The 20,037-nt window shown below is 71.4% G+C and carries 17 protein-coding genes; 5 read left to right on the top strand and 12 right to left on the bottom strand.

Translation table 11 applies throughout. The features are described 5' to 3' along the window. Positions 1-2: 2 nt before the first annotated feature. Genes ABZZ74_RS24480 through ABZZ74_RS24470 form a run of 3 tightly spaced genes read right to left on the bottom strand, consistent with a single transcriptional unit; the run spans position 3 to position 3,364 of the window. The gene (locus ABZZ74_RS24480; protein ID WP_356768269.1) at positions 3-1,433 is read right to left on the bottom strand and encodes an FGGY-family carbohydrate kinase; all 1,431 of its coding nucleotides are present in this window, start codon (positions 1,431-1,433) and stop codon (positions 3-5) included. A gap of 50 nt (positions 1,434-1,483) precedes the next feature. Then, positions 1,484-2,509, bottom strand: coding sequence for a 2-hydroxyacid dehydrogenase (locus tag ABZZ74_RS24475; RefSeq protein ID WP_356768267.1), 1,026 nt, complete (start codon positions 2,507-2,509; stop codon positions 1,484-1,486). A 33-nt stretch (positions 2,510-2,542) separates the two neighbouring features. Further along, the gene (locus ABZZ74_RS24470; protein ID WP_356768265.1) at positions 2,543-3,364 is read right to left on the bottom strand and encodes a DeoR/GlpR family DNA-binding transcription regulator; all 822 of its coding nucleotides are present in this window, start codon (positions 3,362-3,364) and stop codon (positions 2,543-2,545) included. 150 nt (positions 3,365-3,514) lie between these two features. Here ABZZ74_RS24470 and ABZZ74_RS24465 point away from each other — a divergent pair, with 150 nt between their 5' ends. From ABZZ74_RS24465 to ABZZ74_RS24455, 3 genes are read left to right on the top strand one after another with little or no spacing between them, the layout of a single operon-like run. Beyond that, on the top strand, positions 3,515-5,068 hold the full coding sequence (locus tag ABZZ74_RS24465; protein WP_356768261.1) for an FGGY-family carbohydrate kinase: 1,554 nt from the start codon (positions 3,515-3,517) through the stop codon (positions 5,066-5,068). A 29-nt stretch (positions 5,069-5,097) separates the two neighbouring features. Then, on the top strand, positions 5,098-5,718 hold the full coding sequence (locus ABZZ74_RS24460) for a histidine phosphatase family protein (RefSeq protein WP_356768259.1): 621 nt from the start codon (positions 5,098-5,100) through the stop codon (positions 5,716-5,718). A 12-nt stretch (positions 5,719-5,730) separates the two neighbouring features. Beyond that, positions 5,731-6,507 carry an SAM-dependent methyltransferase gene (locus ABZZ74_RS24455; RefSeq protein ID WP_356768257.1) on the top strand — a complete coding sequence of 259 codons (777 nt, stop codon included), beginning with the start codon at positions 5,731-5,733 and terminating at the stop codon, positions 6,505-6,507. Between the two features lie 28 nt (positions 6,508-6,535). Here the strand turns inward: ABZZ74_RS24455 and ABZZ74_RS24450 are convergent, their stop codons facing one another. The 6 genes from ABZZ74_RS24450 to ABZZ74_RS24425 form a co-directional block, all read right to left on the bottom strand. Continuing rightward, a complete protein-coding gene (locus tag ABZZ74_RS24450; protein WP_356768255.1) occupies positions 6,536-7,432 on the bottom strand; it encodes a TauD/TfdA family dioxygenase in 897 nt (298 codons plus the stop codon). A gap of 14 nt (positions 7,433-7,446) precedes the next feature. Continuing rightward, entirely contained in the window at positions 7,447-8,790 is a 1,344-nt protein-coding gene (locus ABZZ74_RS24445; protein WP_356768253.1) for an LLM class flavin-dependent oxidoreductase, read from the bottom strand. 31 nt (positions 8,791-8,821) lie between these two features. Next, positions 8,822-9,556 (bottom strand): ABC transporter ATP-binding protein, encoded by a 735-nt coding sequence (locus ABZZ74_RS24440; RefSeq protein ID WP_356768251.1) that lies wholly within the window; start codon positions 9,554-9,556, stop codon positions 8,822-8,824. Beyond that, entirely contained in the window at positions 9,532-10,374 is an 843-nt protein-coding gene (locus ABZZ74_RS24435; protein WP_356768249.1) for an ABC transporter permease, read from the bottom strand. The genes ABZZ74_RS24440 and ABZZ74_RS24435 overlap by 25 nt, the downstream gene beginning before the upstream one ends. Before the next feature lie 5 nt (positions 10,375-10,379). After that, positions 10,380-11,450: an ABC transporter substrate-binding protein gene (locus ABZZ74_RS24430; protein ID WP_356768247.1), complete on the bottom strand. Its 1,071-nt coding sequence runs from the start codon at positions 11,448-11,450 to the stop codon at positions 10,380-10,382. A 241-nt stretch (positions 11,451-11,691) separates the two neighbouring features. After that, on the bottom strand, positions 11,692-12,879 hold the full coding sequence (locus ABZZ74_RS24425; protein WP_356768245.1) for an ROK family protein: 1,188 nt from the start codon (positions 12,877-12,879) through the stop codon (positions 11,692-11,694). Between the two features lie 438 nt (positions 12,880-13,317). Between ABZZ74_RS24425 and ABZZ74_RS24420 the strand changes: the two genes are divergently transcribed. Beyond that, entirely contained in the window at positions 13,318-13,893 is a 576-nt protein-coding gene (locus ABZZ74_RS24420) for a biotin transporter BioY (RefSeq protein WP_133040976.1), read from the top strand. Here the strand turns inward: ABZZ74_RS24420 and ABZZ74_RS24415 are convergent. Further along, entirely contained in the window at positions 13,883-15,211 is a 1,329-nt protein-coding gene (locus ABZZ74_RS24415; protein ID WP_356768243.1) for an FAD-binding oxidoreductase, read from the bottom strand. The genes ABZZ74_RS24420 and ABZZ74_RS24415 overlap by 11 nt on opposite strands. Positions 15,212-15,355: 144 nt before the next feature. After that, entirely contained in the window at positions 15,356-16,081 is a 726-nt protein-coding gene (locus ABZZ74_RS24410; RefSeq protein ID WP_356768241.1) for an LPXTG cell wall anchor domain-containing protein, read from the bottom strand. A 158-nt stretch (positions 16,082-16,239) separates the two neighbouring features. On the opposite strand from ABZZ74_RS24410, the gene ABZZ74_RS24405 reads away from it, so the two are divergent. Beyond that, complete coding sequence (locus tag ABZZ74_RS24405; protein WP_356768239.1) at positions 16,240-18,483, top strand: protein kinase; 2,244 nt, start codon at positions 16,240-16,242, stop codon at positions 18,481-18,483. On the opposite strand, the gene ABZZ74_RS24400 is transcribed toward ABZZ74_RS24405, so the two are convergent. Further along, positions 18,480-19,895, bottom strand: coding sequence for an amino acid permease (locus ABZZ74_RS24400; protein WP_356768237.1), 1,416 nt, complete (start codon positions 19,893-19,895; stop codon positions 18,480-18,482). The genes ABZZ74_RS24405 and ABZZ74_RS24400 overlap by 4 nt on opposite strands. Between the last annotated feature and the right edge of the window lie 142 nt (positions 19,896-20,037).

Below are 20,037 nucleotides of genomic sequence, written 5' to 3'. Positions count from 1 at the left end.
GGTCAGCGACGGGCGTCCATCGCCGCGCGTGCCCGCGCGAGACGGTCCAGATGGTCCTCGTAGGCCTTCGCGTAGTACGCCGCCCGTGTCGCGTCAGGTTCCACCACGGATGTCGGTTTCGTCCATACCCCTGCGTCCAGGGGAACCCCATACCGTTCCGCCGCCGCCAACACCGCGCCCCGCGCGCCCACTTCGCCCTCGACCACCCGCAGCGGACGGCCCAGCACGTCCGCCAGCAGCCGCATCCACGCGGGGCTGCGGGTGCCGCCGCCGCACACCGCGAGGGTGCCGGTCAGGCCCGCGGCCTGAAGGCAGTGGCGGGCCGCGAACCCGATGCCCTCGCAGGTGGCGCGGACCAGATCGGCCTTGGTCGACTCCAGACAGACGCCGGTGATTTCCGCGCGCAGCCGGGGCTCGACGAAGGGGGCGCGCTCGCCCGAGGGGGCGAAGTACGGCAGGACCCGCACGCCGTTCGCGCCCGGCGGCGTGTCGGCGAGCAGGGCGTCGACCTCCTCCCGCTGAACCCCGGTCGTCGACAGCACCCAGTCCAGCGCCGCCGTGCCGACCATCGCCGGCATGGCCCGCAGCCAGTGGCCGGGACGGTCGGTGGAGATGTACAGCCCGGCCGGCTCGCCCGTCAGGTCGAGGTCGGTGGTCGCGACGAGGCTCGCCAGGCAGGTGCCGACGATCAGCAGACCGTCACCGGGCGCGGTGACGCCCGCGCCGAGCGCGCAGGAGGGCAGGTCGTACGGCCCGTTCGCCAGCCGGGTGCCGGCCGGCAGTCCCTCGCCGAGCGCCTCGGCCGTGGCGATCGGGTCACCGACCGGGGCGAGCAGGCCACGGCGGTGGGTGAGCCCGAGCAGCTCGACGACCCGGTTGTCGTACGTCCGTGTCCTCGGGTCGAGGAACGGCATCGACGCGTCGGAGACGTCCGTGGTCACCGGGGCGCCCGTCAGCCGCCGGAACACCATGTCCTTGCAGTACACGGCGGTGGCGGCGGCGTCCAGGGACCTCGGCTCGTACCGGTCGAACCACGCCAGCAACGGGCCGGGACAGCCCGGGAACATGGCGCTCCCGGTCCGGCGGAAGACGGTCTCGAACGTGCCGTCCGCCAGCCACTGGTCGAGGAGTTCATGTGCCCGCCCGTCCATCCAGGAGGCCGCGGCCCGCACCGGACGCCCCTCCTTGTCGACCAGCCACACCCCGTCGCCCTGCCCGGTGAGCCCCGCGAGCGCGACGGGCTCCGCGAGCCGCGAGGTCAGCGCCTCCAGCACGGCGACGACCGCCCCGTACACCTCCTCCATGTCCTGCTCGACCACACCCCCGTGCAGCGCGAGCCCCACCGCCCGCGCCTCGACCCCCAGCTCCCGCCCCTCCTCGTCGAACGCGGCGGCCTTCACCATGGACGTGCCCACGTCGATCCCGACGTACATCACGCTTCTCCTTCACGGTCCGGCGGCGTACCCACGGCACTTCACGGCACTCACGTCAGCGCGTGTGCCAGGGGCTCCCCGCGTGCCCAGCGGCCCACTTCCTCCGCGGCGATCCTCGCCGCCTTCTCCGCCACCGCGCGGGACGCCCCGCCGAGGTGCGGGGTCAGGACGACCCGGTCGGCCAGCGCGTGCAGCCGGGAGTCCGGCGGGAGCGGTTCCGTTGCGTAGGTGTCGAGCGCGGCCGCCGAGAGCCGGCCGCTCTCCAGGGCGTCGCACAGCGCCTCCTCGTCCAGCAGGGGGCCGCGTGCCGCGTTCACGAGCACCGATCGCTCGGGCAGGAGGGCCAGTTCGCGCGCCCCGATCAGGCCCCTGGTCTCCGGGGTCAGCCGGGCGTGCAGGGTGATCACCCGGGAGCGGCGCAGGAGTTCCTCGAGCGAGTCGACGCGCAGGCCGTGGATCTCGCCGCGGACGTAGGGGTCGTACACCATCACCCGCGCGCCGAAGGCGCACAGCGCCCGGGCGACCCGGCTGCCCACGGCTCCGTAGCCGACGAGCCCGACCGGCAGGTCCTCCAGCTCCAGACCGCTGTGCTCGTAGGTGTAGTACGTCGCCCCCTCCCAACTCCCCTGCCCGGCGAGGAGGCCGTGGGCCTGGGGGATGCGGCGCAGGGCGGCCAGGAGCAGGCCGACGGTGAACTCGGCGGTGGCGGCGGCATTGCGGCCGGGCGCGTAGCAGACGCGGACGTCATGGCGTTTGGCCGCGTCGAGGTTGACGTTGACCGGGCCGCCCCGGCAGACGACGACCAGGCGGAGCGCGGGGGATGCCTCCAGGACCCGTTCGGTGACCGGACCCATCTGGGTGACCAGGACCTCGCGGCCGTCGACCAGCGCCTCGATCATCTCGTCCTCGGCGTCACTGGCCTCCTGCACCTCGGCCACCGGGCCGAAGGGTTCCAGGGGCCAGCCGAGCAGTAACTCCCGCACCGAACAGTCTGTTTGGGCGGTGACCGCGTTCCTGATCAGCGACGGCAGGACGAAGTGGTCGCCGGCCGCCAGAACCCGCACCGACCCGCTCATCACAGCAAGCCCTTCGTCACAAAAAGCCCTTCGTCACGGTGAGTCCTTCGTCGCGCACACCTGGTAGGTGACCTTGTGCTCGTCCAGGTCCCGCAGCGCATCGGCCGACGCCCCGTCGTCCACGAGGAGCAGGTCGAAGCGGGACAGCGGGGCGACCCGGTGCAGGGCGGTCCGGCCCAGCTTGGTGTGGTCGACCAGCAGGACGCCGCGGGCGGCGGAGTCGAGCATCGCCCGCTTCACCGACACGATGTGCTGCTCCTGGTGGTAGGCGTACCCGGCGTGCACGGCCGACGTCGAGGCGAAGCAGACGTCCACGCGCAGCGACTGGACCGCCTCGACGCAGGACACGCCGAGGAAGGACGCGTGCAGCGGGTCGTAGTCGCCGCCCAGGGCCATGAGATGGATGCCCCGCTGGTCGGCGAGGACGTTGACGGCCTCCAGGAAGTTGGTGACCACCGTCAGCGGGGTGATCTCGCCGAGGCGGAGTCTGCGCGCTATCTCCAGCGCGGAGGTGGAGTCGTCCAGCATGATCGCCATGCCGGGCTCTATCAGCCCCAGCGCCCGCTCGGCCAGGGCCTCCTTCTCGGCGCGCATGGTCTTCAGCCGGTACTGCACGTTCGACTCGAAGACACCGGAGGGCTGGGCCGTCACCCCACCTCTGAACTTCCGGACCACTCCCTGCCGTTCGAGCTCGTCCAGGTCGCGGTGGACGGTCATCAGGCTCACCCCGAACCGCTCGGCGAGCTCCGCCGCCGTGGCCGAGCCCGCGGCCAGGACCCGCTCGGCCATCGCGGCCCGGCGGGCGGTGGGTCCCTGGGGGTGGGCGCCGCCCCCGCTGCTGTCGCTGCTGCTCATCGTGTCCCGGTCACCGTCGAGTGGGCTCGTCAATCGAGGGTGTAACGGTGGAAGTTGCGCGTCAATCCCTCGCGCAGGCGAAAAACCCGGGTCAATATCGAAGGTGGGTGTGAAGTTCACAGACGGGACCGCGATACCCGGGAGGTTCGGATGGCGGACGGGCGTGAGGCCTGGCTGGGGATCGACCTGGGCACGCAGAGCGTCCGGGTGCTGCTGGTCGCGGCGGACGGCACGGTCCTCGGCCGCGGCTCGGCGCCGCTCGGCGGGCACCGGGAGGGGGAGCGGCACGAGCAGGACCCGGAGGAGTGGTGGGCGGGCGTGTGCGCCGCGTCCCGGCAGGCGCTCGGCGGGGTGACGGGCGTGCGGATCGGCGGGCTCGCGGTGTGCGGCACGTCCGGCACGGTCCTGCTGACGGACCCCGCGGGGCGGCCGGTGAGCCCCGGGCTCATGTACGACGACGGGCGCGCGGCGCGTGAGGCGGCGCGGGTGCGGGCGGCCGGGGTGGCGGTGCAGGACACCTGGGCGCTGCCGAAGGCGGTGTGGCTGATGGGGGAGTACGGCGGGGATGTGGCCGGTGCCGCCGCCGTCGGCCCGCGCGCCTCACCCGGCGCGCACCGGCCCCACCCCCACCTCCGTCCGGCCCGTCCGTCCCGCTTCCGGCTGGCCCATCAGCCGGACGTGATCGTCGGCCGTCTCGTCGGGGTGCCCCGGCCCGCCGACTCCAGTCACGCCCTCAAGACCGGTTACGACCTGGAGCGGGACGCCTGGCCGTACGCGGCCTTCGCCGAACTGGGCCTGCCCGACGGGCTGTTCCCCGACGTCGTGCGGCCCGGCACCCCGCTCGGCGAGGTCGGCGCCGAGGCCTCCGAGGCCACCGGTATCCCCGCCGGCACCCGGGTCGTCGCGGGGATGACCGACGGCTGCGCGGCGCAGATCGCCTCCGGGGCGCTCCGGCCCGGCTCCTGGAACTCGGTGCTCGGCACCACGCTCGTCCTCAAGGGCGTCTCCACCACCCCCGTCCACGACCCGGCCGGCGTGGTCTACAACCACCGCGCCCCGGACGGTGGCTGGCTGCCCGGCGGTGCCTCGGGCGTCGGCGCCGGCGTCCTCACGGCGTCCTTCGCGGGAGCGGACCCGGCGGCCATGGACGAGCGGGCGGCCGCCTATGAGCCGTCGGGCGCGGTGACGTACCCGCTGGTGTCGTCCGGTGAGCGGTTCCCGTTCCGGGCGCCGGACGCCTCGGCGCTGGTCCTCGGCCAACCGCGCGACGACGCCGACCTGTGGGCCGCCCTCCTGCAGGGCGTCGCCTTCACGGAACGGCTCTGCCTGGACTACCTGCACCATCTCGGCGCCCCGCTGGACGGCCCGCTCACCTTCACCGGGGGCGGCGCGCGCAGCCGGTACTGGAACCAACTGCGCGCCGACATCCTGGGCCGCCCGGCCCGCGTACCGGTCCAGACCGAGCCGGCTCTGGGCATGGCCGCGCTGGCCGCCCACGGCACGGGCGCGGGTGGCTCCCTGGCGGACGTCGCCGAGCGCATGGTCCGCGTCCGGACGGTTCTCGAACCGCGACCCGGGCGCACGGCCCTGTTCGCGGAGCCGTACGCCCGGCTGATCGACGAACTGACGGCCCGCGGCTGGCTGCCGCCCCCGGTCGCGGCCCACGCCCGCACCCGCCTCGACCGGAACACGGCGGACTCATGACCCCACCCCCCACCCGGATGGACCCGCACATGAACACCACACTTCTCCTCGCCCGGCACGGGCAGACCGTCTGGCACGGTGAGAACCGTTACGCCGGGGTCAGCGACGTGCCGCTCACCGACACCGGGTACGCGCAGGCCGAGGCGCTCGGGCGGTGGGTCGCCGCGCACCCCGTCACCGCCGTCTGGACCTCCCCCGTCTCCCGCGCCGTCGTGACCGCCGAGCCCGCCTGCCGGGCCCTGGGGCTCACGCCGGCCCGCGAACCGGACCTGCGGGAATGCGACTTCGGCGTGGTGGAGGGCCGTACCCTCGCCGAGTTCGCGGCCGAGAACCCGGAGGCGGCGCAGGCGTTCCGCGCCGATCCCGTCGCCCACCCCTTCCCCGGTGCCGAGGACCCGAGGGCCGCCGCCGAGCGCGGCGCCGCCGCCCTGCGCCGTATCGCCGCCGCGCACGAGGGCGAGCGCGTGCTGGTCGTCGCCCACAACACCCTGCTGCGGCTGGTGCTGTGCCGTCTGCTGTCCATCCCGCTCGGCGAATACCGCCGTGTCCTTCCCCAGCTGCGGAACGCCGCCGTCACCGAACTCCGTATAAATCTCAATCAAGTTGGTCTGATCTCGCTGAACGTGCCCTGCGATCAGGATCGGACGTAGGAGGATGTCGGTATGACGGAGATCGACACCTCGGTGCCGCATTCGGCCCGGATCTGGAACTACTGGCTGGGCGGCAAGGACAACTACCCGGTGGACGAGGAGGCCGGCGACGCCTACACCGCCGTCTTCCCCGGCATCGTCACCATCGCTCGCAGCAGCCGCGCCTTTCTCGGGCGCACCATCCGTTACCTCGTGACGGAGGCGGGTGTACGGCAGTTCCTGGACGTCGGCACGGGACTGCCGACCGTCGACAACACCCACGAGGTCGCCCAGCGCTACGCCCCCGACGCGAGGATCGTCTACGTCGACAACGACCCCCTGGTCCTCGCCCACGCCCGCGCCCTGCTGACCTCGACGCCGGAGGGTGTCACGGCGTACGAGGACCTGAGCCTGTACGAACCGGAGCGCATCCTGGAGGCGGCGGGGAGGACGCTGGACCTCACCCGGCCGACGGCCCTGATCCTCAGCGGCATCCTCGGGCACGTCAGCAGCTACGACCAGGCCCGCGACCTGGTACGGAACCTGATGGCGGGCCTGCCCTCCGGCAGCCACCTGTCCCTGAACGAGGGCTCGCGCGGCACCGACCCGGTCTACGAGCAGGCGCAGGACGCCTACAACGAGACCGGCGCGGTGCCGTACTTCCTGCGGCCGGTCGAGCAGATCGAGGGCTACTTCGAGGGCCTGGAGCTGGTGGAGCCGGGCGTCGTGTCCGTCCCGCTGTGGCGCCCGGACTCGGACGCCGACACCGCCCCCATCGGCCAGCACGGCGGCGTGGGCCGCAAGCCGTAGCGCACGACGGGGGCGGTCTCCTCGGTGACTACGCCGCCACGGACGTGTAGTGCGAGGCGTCGCCCTCGATGGAGTAGCTCTCCTTGCCTTCGATGCCGACCGGGATGTCACCGGCGACGGTCACCCGGTGCAGCCGGCGCGGCAGGCCGTCGTAGTTGTCGACGGCGTAGTGCTGGGTGATGCGGTTGTCGAACAGCACGAGCTGGTTCTCGGACCAGCGGTGGCGCAGGATGTTCTCCGGCCGGGTCACGTACGCCTGGAGCAGGTCCAGGATCTTGCGGGACTCGCCCGGGGAGAGACCGACGATCCGCTGGGCGAACCCGCCGATGAACAGGCCGCGTTCACCGGTCAGCGGGTGGACGCGGACCACCGGGTGGACCGTGCGGTACTTGATGGACGTGAACTGGGCGCGCTGCGCGGCGGCTTGCTCGTCCAACTCCTCCTCCGGTACGGCGTAGTCGTAGTCGTTGGTGTGCTCGGCCCACAGCGTGTCCGCCAGGTTCCGCAGGGACTCAGGCAGTTGACGGTAGGCGGCGGCCGAGCTGGCGATCAGGGTCTCGCCGCCGTATGGCGGGATCGTGAGCGAGCGCAGGGTGCTGGCCTGCGGCGGGTTGAGGACGAACGTGACGTCGGTGTGCCAGTGGTTGGCTGCCCGGCCGCGCTCGCTGTCGACCGGCAGGACGTTCGGGACGCCGGCGACGGAGGAGACCGTCGGGTGGGCGGTGGTCACGTCGCCGAAGTGGCGGACGAAGGCCTGCTGTCCCTCGTCGTCGAGGTTCACGTCGTCGAAGACGAGCGCCTTGTGGACGTTCAGGGCCTCGCGGATCGCGGTCGCCGTCTCCGCGTCGAGCGGCTTGGAGATGTCGACTCCGGAGACGCGGGCGCCGATGTGGGCGGTGACCTTCTGGATCTCGATCTCGGACATGTGCGGGGGTCCTTTCAGACGAGGGCGGGTTCGGCGGGCTGGAGGTACTGGTTGGCGGGGCGGGGAAGGCCGTAGCGCTCCCGCAGGGTCTGGCGGGGTCCGTACTCCGTGCGCAGCAGGCCGCGGGTGCGCAGGATCGGGACGACGTGGTCGACGAAGGCGTCGAGGCCGGAGGGCAGGACGGCCGGCATGATGTTGAAGCCGTCGGCGGCGCCCCGTGTGAACCAGCTCTCGATCTGGTCGGCGACCTGCTCGGGCGTGCCGGCGAAGGTGAGGTGGCCGCGTCCCCCGCCCAGCCGTCCGATCAGCTGCCGGACGGTGAGCCGCTCGCGCCGGGCGAGCTCGACGACGAGCGTGTAGCGGCTCTTGGCGCCCTCGACGGCGTCCTCGGACGGCAGGTCTGCGGGCAGTTGGGCGTCCAACTCCAGGGTCCCGGAGGGCAGTTGCAGCAGGCGCTCCAGGTTGGCCACGCCGTGCCGGTGCACGATGTGGTCCTCCAGCAGCTGCTCGTTCGCCCGCGCCTCGGCCTCCGTGGACCCGATGACCGGCACGATCCCGGGCAGCACCTTGATGTGCTCGGGGTCCCGGCCTGCCGCCCTCGTACGGGACTTGAGGTCGGCGTAGAAGGCCTGCGCGTCCTCGAGGGTCTGCTGGGCGGTGAACACCGCCTCCGCGTACCGGGCCGCGAACGACTTGCCGTCCTCGCTGGAACCGGCCTGCACGAGCAGCGGATAGCCCTGGGGCGAACGGGGGACGTTGAGCGCTCCCTCGACACTGAAGTACGTCCCCTTGTGCCGGGGCGGATGGATCTTGCTGTCGTCGCCCCAGACGCCGGCCGCCTTGTCGGCGACGATCGCGTCGTCCTCCCAGCTGTCCCAGAGCTTCAGGGCCACGTCGAGGAACTCGGCGGCACGGGCGTACCGCTCGGCGTGTGCGGGCTCGTGCTCGAGACCGAAGTTCCGGGCGGCCTCCGCGCCCGCGGTGGTGACGATGTTCCAGCCCGCCCGGCCACCGCTGATGATGTCCAGCGAGGCGAACTTGCGGGCCAGGTTGTAGGGCGAGTTGTACGAGGTCGACGCGGTGGCGATCAGCCCGATGTGCTCGGTCGCCGTCGCCAGCGCGGTGAGCAGCGTGAGCGGTTCAAGGGCGCCGGCGGGACGCTGGGCGAGGTTGCTCCACAGCTGTGGACCGTCGGCGAGGAAGAGCGAGTCGAAGGTGCCGCGCTCGGCGGTCCGGGCGAGCCGTACGTAGTGGCCCAGTTCGACATGCGCGAGCGGATCGCTCTCGGGCAGCCGCCACGAGGCCTCGTGATGACCGGTGTTCATGAGGAAGGCGTTGAGGTGGAGCCGGCGGGTCATGCGTGGTCCTCCGGGAAACCCTGGGTGGTGGTCATGCGTGGTCCTCCGTGACGCCGAGCGCCGCGAGCAGCCGTTCCCGGTACTCGCCGAGCAGGGGGTCGCGGTAGGAGCGTGGGTGGGGGCGGTCGATGGTGAGGTCGAGTCCGATACGGCCCTTCTCCAGGACCAGGACCCGGTCGGCGAGGACGATCGCCTCGTTGACGTCGTGGGTGACGAGCAGGACGGACGGCCGGTGGCGTTTCCACAGCTCCCGCAGCAGGCCGTGCATCCGGATGCGGGTCAGCGCGTCCAGCGCTCCGAACGGCTCGTCGGCCAGCAGCAGTTCGGGTTCGCGGACGAGGGACCGGGCGAGCGCGGCCCGCTGGGCCTCGCCGCCGGACAGCTCGTTGGGCCAGGCCCGCTCGCGCCCCTCGAGCCCCACCTCGGCAAGCGCCTCCCGCCCCCTGCGCTCGGCGTCCTTGCCGTCGAGCCCGAGGAGTACGTTGTCCAGCACCCGCCGCCAGGGCAGCAGCCGTGAGTCCTGGAAGACCACCGACACCCGTTCCGGGGCTTCGAGCCGGCCGCTGCCGGCAACCCTGTGGTCCAGTCCCGCGACCGCCCGAAGCAGGGTGCTCTTGCCGGACCCGCTGTGCCCGAGCAGGGCGGTGAACTGTCCGGCCGGCAGGTCGAGGTCGATGCCGTCGAGGACGGTACGCCCGTCGAACGACCGGGTGAGGCCGCGGAGTCGGACGGCGGGCCGGGTCAGCTGCTCAGTGTGCGGCGCCATGACAGCACCCTCCGTTCGATGAGACGGACCGCGCTGTCGGAGACCAGGCCGAAGACGCCGTACACGAGCAGGCCGACGAGGATCACGTCGGACTGGCCGTAGTTCTGGGCCTGGAACATCATGTAGCCGAGTCCGCTGGTGGCGTTGATCTGCTCCAGCACCACCAGGCCCAGCCAGGAGCCGGTCACCCCGAGCCGGAGTCCCACGAAGAATCCGGGCAGGGCACCGGGGATGACGATCTGCCGGACGAACCGCAGCCTCGACAGCCCCTGCACCTCGGCCAGTTCCACGAACCGGCTGTCGATGCCGGAGAGCGCGGCGTGCGTGTTCAGATAGATCGGGATGTAGACGACGATGGCGATGATCGCGATCTTGAACGCCTCGCCGATGCCGAGCCAGAGGATGAACAGGGGGATCAGACCGAGGGTGGGGATCGCCCGGTTGAGGTTCACCGTCCCGTCGATCAGCGCCTCCCCGACCCGGCTCAGCCCCGACGCCAGGGCGAGGACGACACCGGCGACGAGACCGATGGCGAAGCCGTACGCGGCCCGCTCGACGGAAGTCGCGATGTCGGTGGGCAGGGTCCCGGCGGTCCACAGATGCCCGGCGGTCTTCAGCACCGTCCAGGGCGCCGGGATCGCGCCGGGGTCCAGCTGCCCGGCGGCCGAGGCGGCGGCCCACAGGGCCAGGAGCAGGGCCGGCCCGATCAGGCGGGTGGCCGGCAGGCGCCTGCCGGGGGCGAGGCCGCGCCGGCGACGCCGTACCGGAGGGGTCTCCTCGCGGGTCGTCACCGGGACGGCGGTGGTCGTGGTGGTCACAGCGGTCACCTCCGGTATTCCGCCGGTACGGCCTTGGCGGCGATGGACTCGAAGCGGTGGTCGAAGAGCGAGGACACGTCGAACTTCTTCACGAAGCCGCCTTCCGCCAGCAGATCCGCGGTCTCCTGCTCCCACTTGATGGCCTCGTCCCAACTCGGCGGGAACAAGGGCTTGTTGGCGAGGTCGGAGATGGACTTGGCCTGCGCGAGGGTCAGGTTCTGCGTCTTGACGTAGAACTCCTCGTTCCAGGTGCCGGGGTTCTCGTACATCCACACCTGGCCCTTGGCCCAGTACGGGATGTACGCGGCGACGGCGGCGGCCTTGGCGGGGTCGCTCAGCACGGAGGTCGGCGCCCAGAGGAGGTTGAGCAGGTCGACGACGCCGGTGGTGATGACGCGGGCGCCCTGGGACTTGTACTGCGCCAGATAGGCGGGCGCCTGGCTGTTGGCGAGCGGGGCGATGTCGACCTGGCCGGACTGCAGGGCGGTGAGGAACTGGTTGCTGGTCAGCGGGACGAGCTTGACGTCGTCGTACTTCAGCCCCGCCTGCTTCAATGCCCGCAGCAGGACCACTCCTTGGGCCTGGCCCTGCGAGAAGGCCAGCTTCTTGCCCTTGAAGTCCGCGACCGAGTGGATGTCGCTGCCGGGCTTGGTGGCGAAGAGGTAGTTGGGCTTGCGGGTGATGTCGATCGCGACGATCTTCGCGTCGAAGCCCTGGTAGTGCGCCTGGATCGGCGGGATGCCCGCGTTGTTGGCGAGGTCGAGGGACTTGGCGCGGAAGGCGTTGATGACATCCGGTCCGGCGCCGATGTTCACCCAGCTCGACACCTTGAACGGCAGCTCGCCCAACTTGGCCAGCTTGAACTGCAGTTGCTCGGTGTTCTGGTACGAGGCGATCTTCAGGCTGGTGTCGGCCGGGACCTTGTCGGCGAGCGGGGCGGACAACGCGCCCTTGCCGGTGTCGGCGGACGCGCTGCCGTTCGCGCAGCCGCTGAGCCCGGCGACACCGGCGGCGGCACCGAACAGGGAGGTGAGGAAGAGCCGTCGGTCGACACCCGAAGCAGACGAGGAAGGCATGGTGGGACTCCGTGAGTTCGGAAACACAAGCGGGAAAGAAAACGCGCGGAATTCCAGGCGGAACCAGGCCCGGCAAAGGGGGGCCCGGCAAAGGGGGTCACACAGAATTCACGCAGGGGGAAATGAGCGCTTCACACGCGGCAATGTGTCAGCAACAAAGGGTGCGACAGCTCACGAACAGGCTCATGACCAGGATGTTCCCGGCCATGAACGCCCCCTGTCAACATTCGGAGTTTCTGAATTAAATAGCCCGAGGTGAGGCCGCCAGCGGATCCCGGTAGAGCACGTCGAGCGCCACCGAACCACCGGCTACCGCGAGGACGGAATCCGGGAAACTGGTCGGAACGACGGACGCCGCCCGTTCCGCGCCGACCCCTTCGCGCAGCGCGTCGAGGCAGTCCTGCCGGTGGATGATCCCCACCTCGGTCACCACGACCGTCTCCGGGTTCAGCACGTCCAGCAGCAGCCGCGCCGCCCGCCCGACGGCCCCGGCCCGCTCCACCAGCAGCCGCACGGCCTCCCGGTCGCCCGCGGCGGCCGCCATGACCACGTGCATCGGGTTGACGCCCGCCACGACACCCGCCCCGCGCGCCCGCCGCACCAGCGTCCGCTCGCTCAACTCGGCCTGCAGGCAGCCGATCCGCCCGCACGCGCAGGGCTCCGTACCGCCCGGCACCGGCAGATGGGCGATGGCGCCCGCCTGCGACCGCGGCCCGTGGTGCACCTCGTCATGGGTGGCGAACGCCGCGTCGACCACGTTGCCCACGAACAGATGCAGCACGCTCCCGCCGTCCCGGGCCGCCCCGAACAGCCGCTCCCCGTTGACCAACGCCCGCGCGTGCCCGTCCACATGGACCGGCAGCCCGGTGCGCTCGCCCAGCACCTCCCGCACGGCCACCTCACGCCAGCCGAGCATCGGATGCTCCACGACGGTCCCGGACTCCCGGTCCACCCAGCCGCCGACGGCCACACCGACCCCCAGCGGCCGGCAGCGCGGTGCCTCGGCCAGCAGGGCGCCGAGCCCCTCGGCGGCCCGCGCCAGCACCCAGCCCGGATCGGTCCGCTCGTGCCGCAGCTCCCGCCGGGCCACCACCCGCCCGCGCAGATCGAGCAGCGCGACCGTGGTGTACGGCACGGCCACATGCACTCCGCCGACCACGAACCGCGAGTCGTCCAGGTCGACGGGGACGTGCGGACGCCCCACGCCGTTCGAGCGCCGGGGCGCGGACGCCTCACGGATCAGGCCGAGTTCGGCGAAACGGGCGCAGTAGTCCGTCACCGACGCCGGTGACAGCCCGGTCAGCCGGGCGATGGTGGAGCGCGCCACCGGCCCGTGCTCCAGCACGGACCGCAGGACGACACTGGCGCTCGTCCGGCGCCGGGAGGTGGAGGAGGGGGAGGTGACAGGGGGAGCCGCGGTACGGGGCATGGGAAAACGTCCTCGGGAACGGGGGCCGACACGTCTCGGAGCGTGAGGCGCGCCGGAACCCGCCTCAGCCGCTCGTGCTGAGTCGTGCGCGGCAACAGGTGGCGGTCCCCTGGCGTCGCAGGTCGACATAGCGACGCGACGTGAAGTACCGGGACTGGGCGACCATGTTCCGAAGGGTAGGCGAGAAACGGTCAATCCGACCAGACCACTAGGATTCATTTGGTGGGATTCGACAGTCCGGACTCCAGCCCGTCACGTGAGGCGGACGTCCCTGCCACAGTGACCGGTGTCACGCCGAACCGGGTGTAACCAGCACTCTTTGTCCGGAGCCCACCAAGCTGTCGCTCCACCCTTTGTCGAGCGCTGACGGTGATCACTTCCAGGCGCCGGGTTAACGTCACCCTGTCCCTGCATGCCCCCGTCACCCGCGGAGTCCCCATGAGCACCGCTGCCGCCACCGTCCGCCCCCGCGAGGTCCTCGCCGACCTGCTCCCCGCGTCCCGTGTCCGGGACGTGGCGCTCGTGCTCGGCGGCGCGGCGCTCACCGGTCTCGCGGCCCAGATCTCGGTGCCCGTCCCGCACTCCCCGGTCCCGGTGACCGGCCAGACCTTCGCCGCGCTGCTGGTCGGCACGACGCTCGGCGCGAGCCGCGGCCTGGCCTCGCTCGTCCTGTACGCGCTGGCCGGGCTCGCCGGTGTGCCGTGGTTCGCCGGTGGCAGCTCCGGCGCGTCCGTCTCCTTCGGCTACATCCTCGGCATGCTGCTCGCCTCGACCGTCGTGGGCGCCCTGGCCCGCCGCGGCGCCGACCGCTCCGTGGTGCGCATGGCGGGCACGATGCTGCTGGGCGAGGCCCTCATCTACGCCGTCGGCGTCCCGTACCTGGCCTACGCGGCCGACATGTCCCTCTCCGCCGCGATCGCGGCCGGCCTCACCCCGTTCCTGATCGGCGACGCCCTGAAGGCGGCCCTGGCGATGGGCGTCATGCCCGCCGCCTGGAAGCTGGTCAGGCGCTGACGTCGTAGGTCCTGCGGAAGAGGTTCGCCGGGTCGTACCGGGCCTTCAGCCCGGCGAGCCTCTTGCGCGTCCCGTCGTCGTACAGCCCCTCGGTCCGGTCCCCGGCCCCGAACGCGAAGTTGAGCGCCCGGCCGAGGGTGACCGGCGCGAGCAGCGCGAACGCCGGGTCCAGCACCGCCCGCGCCTGCTGACGGTCCCCGACCGTCAACAGCCGCACCAGGAACCGCCCTTCGCGGTACGGCACCGAGTTCGGCGCGGGCCGCGCGAGCGCCCCGCCCAGATGATTGACCTGCACGACGGACATCGGCCCACCCGCGTCCGGCCCGGTGCGCGCGAGCACTCCGGCGGCCCGGTCGACGTCCAGCTCGCTCAGCACCGCGCTGTCGCCGTAGTAGGCGTGCGGGAAGTCCGGGTCGCTGTGGATGGTGTGGCTCTCGGCGTACGGCATCTCCCGCAGCGAGTCGGCGATCACCGGCCCGAACTCCCGCAGCGGCGCGCAGATCCGCTGGCCGTCGGCTCCCGTGTGGGCGACCCGCACGGAGACGACGTACCGCCCCCGCAGATGCGGCGGAAGCGCCGGCAGGTCCGGGTACGGTACGGCGGCGAAGGACGAGGTCAGCCCGTCGGGCACGGTCCGCGTCCACTCCTCGTACGCCCGTAGCAGGACTGCCGGATCGGTCTCCCGCCCGTCGAAGGCCACCGAGCCGCCGTAAAGGGTCCGCACCGGTACGAGACCGATCTCCAACTCGGTGACGACGCCGAAGTTGTGGCCGCCGCCGAGGAGTGCCCAGTACAGGTCGGGGTCCGACTCCCGGGTGACGTGCCGCAGTCGCCCGTCCGCCGTGACGACGTCCAGGGAGCGCACATGGTCGGCCGCGTAGCCGAACTCCCGTGCCAGGATGCTCAGTCCGCCGCCCAGCGTGTAGGAGACGGCGCCGACGCCCGGCGCGGAGCCGTTGAGCGGCGCGAGCCCGTACGGTTCGGCGGCCGCGACGACCTGGCCCCAGCGGACGCCGGCCTGGACGCGCACGGTGCGCGCTTCCGCGTCGACGGTGACCCGGTCCATGCGCTTCGTCGTGACGAGGACGCCGCCCTCGAAGCCGCCGGGCAGTCCGTGTCCGGTGGCCTGGACGCCGATCGGCAGACCCCGGTCCGCCGCGTACCGCACGGCGGCGATCACGTCCTCGGCGGTCCCGGCGGCGCAGACCACGGCGGGGCGCTGGGCGAACCCGGTCTGGAAACCGGCGAGTTCGTCGTCGTAGCCGGGGTCGCCGGGGCGGAGGAAACGGGGGGTCGCGGTGTTGTCGACGGAGGTCATGACCAGCATGCTGCCCGCATAACCTGACACCCGCCGTCAGCTTTTCGGGTGAAGGGGGATGAAGTGAAGTGGGATGAAGTGAAGTGACGTGAGGTGAAGCCACGGGCCGGGACGCTCGCACGCCCCGGCCCGCGGTGGCCGTGCTCAGCCGCGCAGCTGTCGGGCGGGCCGCCGGGTCGACCACCACAGTCCGGCCGCGCCGGCCGTCAGCAGCGCCGCGCCCGCCGCGCCGAGCGGCAGCAGATCCTGTCCGACACCGGTCTTGGGCAGTTCGCCGCCGCTCGGTGCCACCGGCTTGTTGTCGGTGCCCAGGAGCAGCGGGGTGGCCGGGGCGTTCGGCGACGGATTCGTCGTACCGAACGGCACCGGGCCTTGCTGCCAGTACGTCTTCTTCCCGTCACCGGCCTGGACGGGCAGGCAGATCTTGCCCTGCTTTTTCAGGTCGTACGTGGCGTCCACGGCGTACGACTTCGATTTTCCGGCCGCCAGATTGTCGATCGGGCAGGCGAATCCGCTGTTCGACCCCGCGGGAAGGTCATTCTTCCCGATCGCGGAGCAGCCCTGGACGTTCTTTACGGTGAGGCCGTCGAAACCGACGACCAGAAGCTGGATCTTTCCGCTGTCCTTGGTCCCCTGATTCTTCACCGTGGCGGTGATCGCCGTCTTCTGCGTGCTGTTGTCCACCGAGATCTTCGAAGGCAGGAGAGTCGTCAGCTTGACGCCTGCCGGGGCCGCGTCCATGGCCTTTCCCCCCTGGCTGCTCCCGGGCCCCTGATCGTCGGCGCTGGCCGTGCAGGAAAGGATCAGCACGGCCGAAAAAGCCGCAGTGACCAGTGATCCCGCTATGGCCGTCGTACGACGAGAACTCATGTTCGTCCCCCTTGCGTCCCCCTGAGCTGCGCCTGAATTCGCAGTACTTGAAGAGGTACCACAAGATTTCTCCGCACTATGCTGGTACGGCACTAAGTGTGACTATTGTGTTTCCGTTGGGGCGGTCGTTGAGGGGGTGCAGCGGTTTGCCGGGGAATATGAGCGGTGGCGGTGTTCCAGGGCTGCTGGTGAACGGGCGTTATCGATTGGGCGCGATTATCGGGCAGGGGGGAATGGGGCGGGTGTGGCGGGCGGCCGACGAAATGCTGGACCGCCCGGTCGCGATCAAGGAAATGCGGATAGACGGCCTGGACGCCGAGGACACCCGCACCCGCCGCGAACGCACTCTGCGCGAGGCCAGGGCGACGGCGCGGATCGACCACCCCAATGTCGTGCGGGTGTACGACGTCGTGGACGAGGGCGAACGGCTGTGGATCGTCATGGAGTTGGTGGAGGGCCGCTCCCTGGAGCGGATCATGGTGGAGTCGGGATCCCTGAGTCCCCGTGAGACGGCCCGGATAGGCCTCGGCCTGGTCGCCGCCCTGCGTCAGGTGCACGCACGGGGGGTGCTGCACCGGGACATCAAACCGGGGAACGTCCTGGTGGAGGCCGCGGGGGAGCGGGTGGTCCTCACGGACTTCGGTATCGCGGCGCTCCAGGACGCCAAGGCGCTGACGATGGTCGGCATGCTGGTCGGCTCCCCCGACTACATGGCCCCCGAGCGGATCTCCGGCAGGCCCCAGGGCCCGCCCTCGGACGTCTGGTCCCTCGGCGCGACGCTCTGCGCGGCGCTGGGCGGCCGCTCCCCGTTCTCCCGCGACACCACGCTGGCGACGCTCCACGCGGTCCTCTACGAGGAACCCGCCCTCCCGGCCGCGGCGGGCCCCCTACGCCCCATCCTCGCCGCCCTCCTGGAAAAGGAACCAGAGATCCGCCCCGGCCTGGATGAACTGACGTCCGCCTTGCACCCGGTGGCCTTCCCCACGCCTACCCCGACGGTGCGGGTGGGTGGGGGAGAGGGGGACGGTGGGGCCGGGGCCGGGGCCGGGGCCGGGGCTCGGGCTGGGGTTGCGGGGGTTGAGGCGGGGCAACTGACGGGCGACGAGGGGCCGTTGGGGGCTTCGGAGACCTCGGGAGCTTCGATGGCTCCGACGGCCTCCGGGGCTACGGGAGCTTCGGTGGCTCCGAGGACCTTCGTGGCCGCGGGTACGGAGGTGAGCGCCGGGACCGGTGCTTCAGGTGTGGACGCCACTGATACGGCACGTGGGTCGTCCCGAGATGCCGGGGCAGGAACGACGAGGGAGCCTCAGACGCCCGAACCGGTCGACGGAGCTGACCCGGCGGCGTCCTCGCCGTGGCACCCGTCCGAGGCGCCCACCCCGCGCTACCTGGGTACCCGGCTCGTTCACGCCGCCCGTGAGCCCCGGCAGCCCGAACCCGTGGAGGACGCGGCGCCGCAGGAGCAGACGGCCACCCATGACTTCCGTCGCGACACGACGCACACCCCACGGCCCACCCGTGTCTCGTCCCCGGACCCGGAGACCCCCTCAGAACCGTCCGAGTCGCCGTACCCCACCGCTCCCGAGGCCCGTCAACTCCACGCAGCCGCCCCCGCCGCCTCCAACGCCTCCACCGAAGTCCCCTCGGAACTGCGCTCCGAGGCCCGGTCCGAGATTCCGTCGGGCCTCTCCGCGCAGCCGACCGCCCCCAACACCGCCACCCAACGTCCCGCCCTCGGCCCGCACCCCCTCCGCACACCCGAGGCGCCCCCTCCCGCGGCCCCCGTCGCCCCGCGCCGCCACCGCCGTCGTACCGCCGTCCTCGCCGGTGTCGGTGTGGTCGCCGCCGGGGTCGTCGTGGCGGCCGTCCTGCTGTCCAACTCCGGGTCTCCGGACGACCGGCGCGCCGGTTCCTCGACGACGCCGACCGTCGGCGGCAGCCCGTCGCCCACGGTCGAGGGCACCGCCCGGCCCCCCAGCCTGCCGCCCGGCACGCACGAGGAGGCCGGCGGCTACGCGTGGGCGACCCCCAGGGGCTGGCGCCGGAACGTGATGACGGGCGCGGAGGTCCACTACACCTCCCCCGACGGCGCCCAGGAACTCGTCGCCAAGTCCTCCCTCGCCCGCGACAACCTGATGCGGACCTGGCAGCAGTCGGAGCAGAACGCCCACCAGGGCCAGGACTACCGCAAGATCCGTCTGGAAGAGACCACCTTCCGCGGCGACCCCGCCGTGGTCTGGGAGTACACCTTCACCCTCAACGGCGTGAACTGGCACGCCCGCCTCCTGGGCTTCAACCAGGAAGGACGGTCGTACCAGATCAACACCTGGTACCACACGGCCATCGAGCCCCAGGCCCTGAAGACCTACGACAAGGTGAAGGACAGCTTCAAGATCCTCTAGCCCGCCCTGACCTCGTCCCGCGCCTCGACGGAAGCCGCACCCGCGGCCGTACGGCCCCCGCGCACCTTCTCCCGCACCAGCGCGACCACCAGCACGACCGCCGCCACCAGCAGGGACAGCAGCACGGTCTCCCGGCCGTCGTGCTCGGTGTCGGTCAGCATGTACCCGAGCACGAAGACGATCAACGCGGCCGTGGCCCAGGTCAGATACGGATACAGCCACATCCTCACGACCAGCTTCTCCGGCGCCTCGGCCTGGATGATCCGCCGCATCCGCAGCTGCGAGAAGCAGATCACCAGCCACACGAACAGGGCCACCGCGCCACTGGAGTTGACCAGGAAGAGGAACACCGAGTCCGGGAACCGGTAGTTGAAGAACACGGCCACGAAACCGAAGACGACCGACGCGACGATCGCCGCAAGCGGCACGCCCCGCGAGGTCGTCCGCGCGAACGCCTTCGGCGCGTCGCCCCGCTCGCCCAGCGAGAACGCCATCCGGGAGGCCGTGTAGAGGCCGGAGTTGAGACAGGACAGCACCGAGGTCAGCACGATGACGTTCATGATCTGGCCGGCGTGCGCGATGCCCAGGGAGTCGAGGGCGGCGACGTACGAGCCCTTCTCCTTGATGGACGGGTCGTTCCAGGGGAGCAGCGAGACGACGACGAGGATCGAGCCCAGGTAGAAGACCGCGATACGCCAGATGATGCTGTTCGTCGACTTGGTGACCGCCCGCTGCGGGTCCTCCGACTCGCCCGCGGCCAGCGTGGCGATCTCGCTGCCCATGAAGGAGAAGACGACCAGCAGCACACCGGTGAGGATCGCGCCGGGGCCGTGGGGCAGGAAGCCGCCGTGCTCGGTGAGGTTGCCCAGGCCCGCCTTGTCGCTGTCGACGCCCGGCAGCACACCGGCCACCGCGAGCGCGCCGACCACGATGAACGCGCCGATGGCGACGACCTTGATGCCGGCGAACCAGAACTCGAACTCGCCGTAGGAACCGACCGAGACGAGGTTGGTGGCGGTCAGCACCACCATCACGATGAGCGCCCAGCCCCACTGCGGGACGGCCGGGATCCAGCCCTCGAGGATCTTGGCGCCGGCGGTGGCCTCCACCGCGAGCACCACCACCCAGAAGAACCAGTAGAGCCAGCCGATGGAGAACCCGGCCCAGCGGCCGAGCGCCCGGTCGGCGTGGGCGGAGAAGGAGCCGGAGGTCGGGTTGGCGGCGGACATCTCGCCGAGCATCCGCATCACGAGCACGACGAGCGTGCCGACGAGGGCGTACGACAGCAGGATGCCGGGTCCGGCCGTCGCGATACCGGAGCTGGAGCCGACGAAGAGGCCCGCTCCGATGACACCGCCGATGGCGATCATCGACAGATGTCGGTTCTTGAGTCCGGCCTGGAGACCAGTCATGGGGGGAATTCCTTTGCGCCGGGTGTGGGGACTTCCGTACTGCGCCACCTTGGTGACGTACAAGTCGGTCCAGTGAATCGGAGGCAAAGGACTTGGTGAACCTATGAATCCAGATTGTTACTTGAGCTTTCTTTGAGGTTCC

Origin of the sequence: Streptomyces sp. NPDC006476 (assembly GCF_040612015.1) — a bacterium.
Lineage (GTDB): Bacteria > Actinomycetota > Actinomycetes > Streptomycetales > Streptomycetaceae > Streptomyces > Streptomyces griseorubiginosus_B.
The sequence above is the reverse complement of the archived record's forward strand: the minus strand, read 5'-3'. Positions and strand labels throughout refer to the sequence as shown.

Coding starts and splice junctions, on each gene's coding strand:
- ABZZ74_RS24455 (WP_356768257.1), top strand. CDS start 5,731: ATGACGGAGATCGACACCTCGGTGCCGCATTCGGCCCGGATCTGGAAC.
- ABZZ74_RS24470 (WP_356768265.1), bottom strand. CDS start 3,364: ATGAGCAGCAGCGACAGCAGCGGGGGCGGCGCCCACCCCCAGGGACCC.
- ABZZ74_RS24465 (WP_356768261.1), top strand. CDS start 3,515: ATGGCGGACGGGCGTGAGGCCTGGCTGGGGATCGACCTGGGCACGCAG.
- ABZZ74_RS24450 (WP_356768255.1), bottom strand. CDS start 7,432: ATGTCCGAGATCGAGATCCAGAAGGTCACCGCCCACATCGGCGCCCGC.
- ABZZ74_RS24460 (WP_356768259.1), top strand. CDS start 5,098: ATGAACACCACACTTCTCCTCGCCCGGCACGGGCAGACCGTCTGGCAC.
- ABZZ74_RS24415 (WP_356768243.1), bottom strand. CDS start 15,211: ATGACCTCCGTCGACAACACCGCGACCCCCCGTTTCCTCCGCCCCGGC.
- ABZZ74_RS24410 (WP_356768241.1), bottom strand. CDS start 16,081: ATGAGTTCTCGTCGTACGACGGCCATAGCGGGATCACTGGTCACTGCG.
- ABZZ74_RS24405 (WP_356768239.1), top strand. CDS start 16,240: ATGAGCGGTGGCGGTGTTCCAGGGCTGCTGGTGAACGGGCGTTATCGA.
- ABZZ74_RS24445 (WP_356768253.1), bottom strand. CDS start 8,790: ATGACCCGCCGGCTCCACCTCAACGCCTTCCTCATGAACACCGGTCAT.
- ABZZ74_RS24480 (WP_356768269.1), bottom strand. CDS start 1,433: ATGTACGTCGGGATCGACGTGGGCACGTCCATGGTGAAGGCCGCCGCG.
- ABZZ74_RS24475 (WP_356768267.1), bottom strand. CDS start 2,509: ATGAGCGGGTCGGTGCGGGTTCTGGCGGCCGGCGACCACTTCGTCCTG.
- ABZZ74_RS24400 (WP_356768237.1), bottom strand. CDS start 19,895: ATGACTGGTCTCCAGGCCGGACTCAAGAACCGACATCTGTCGATGATC.
- ABZZ74_RS24420 (WP_133040976.1), top strand. CDS start 13,318: ATGAGCACCGCTGCCGCCACCGTCCGCCCCCGCGAGGTCCTCGCCGAC.
- ABZZ74_RS24440 (WP_356768251.1), bottom strand. CDS start 9,556: ATGGCGCCGCACACTGAGCAGCTGACCCGGCCCGCCGTCCGACTCCGC.
- ABZZ74_RS24430 (WP_356768247.1), bottom strand. CDS start 11,450: ATGCCTTCCTCGTCTGCTTCGGGTGTCGACCGACGGCTCTTCCTCACC.
- ABZZ74_RS24425 (WP_356768245.1), bottom strand. CDS start 12,879: ATGCCCCGTACCGCGGCTCCCCCTGTCACCTCCCCCTCCTCCACCTCC.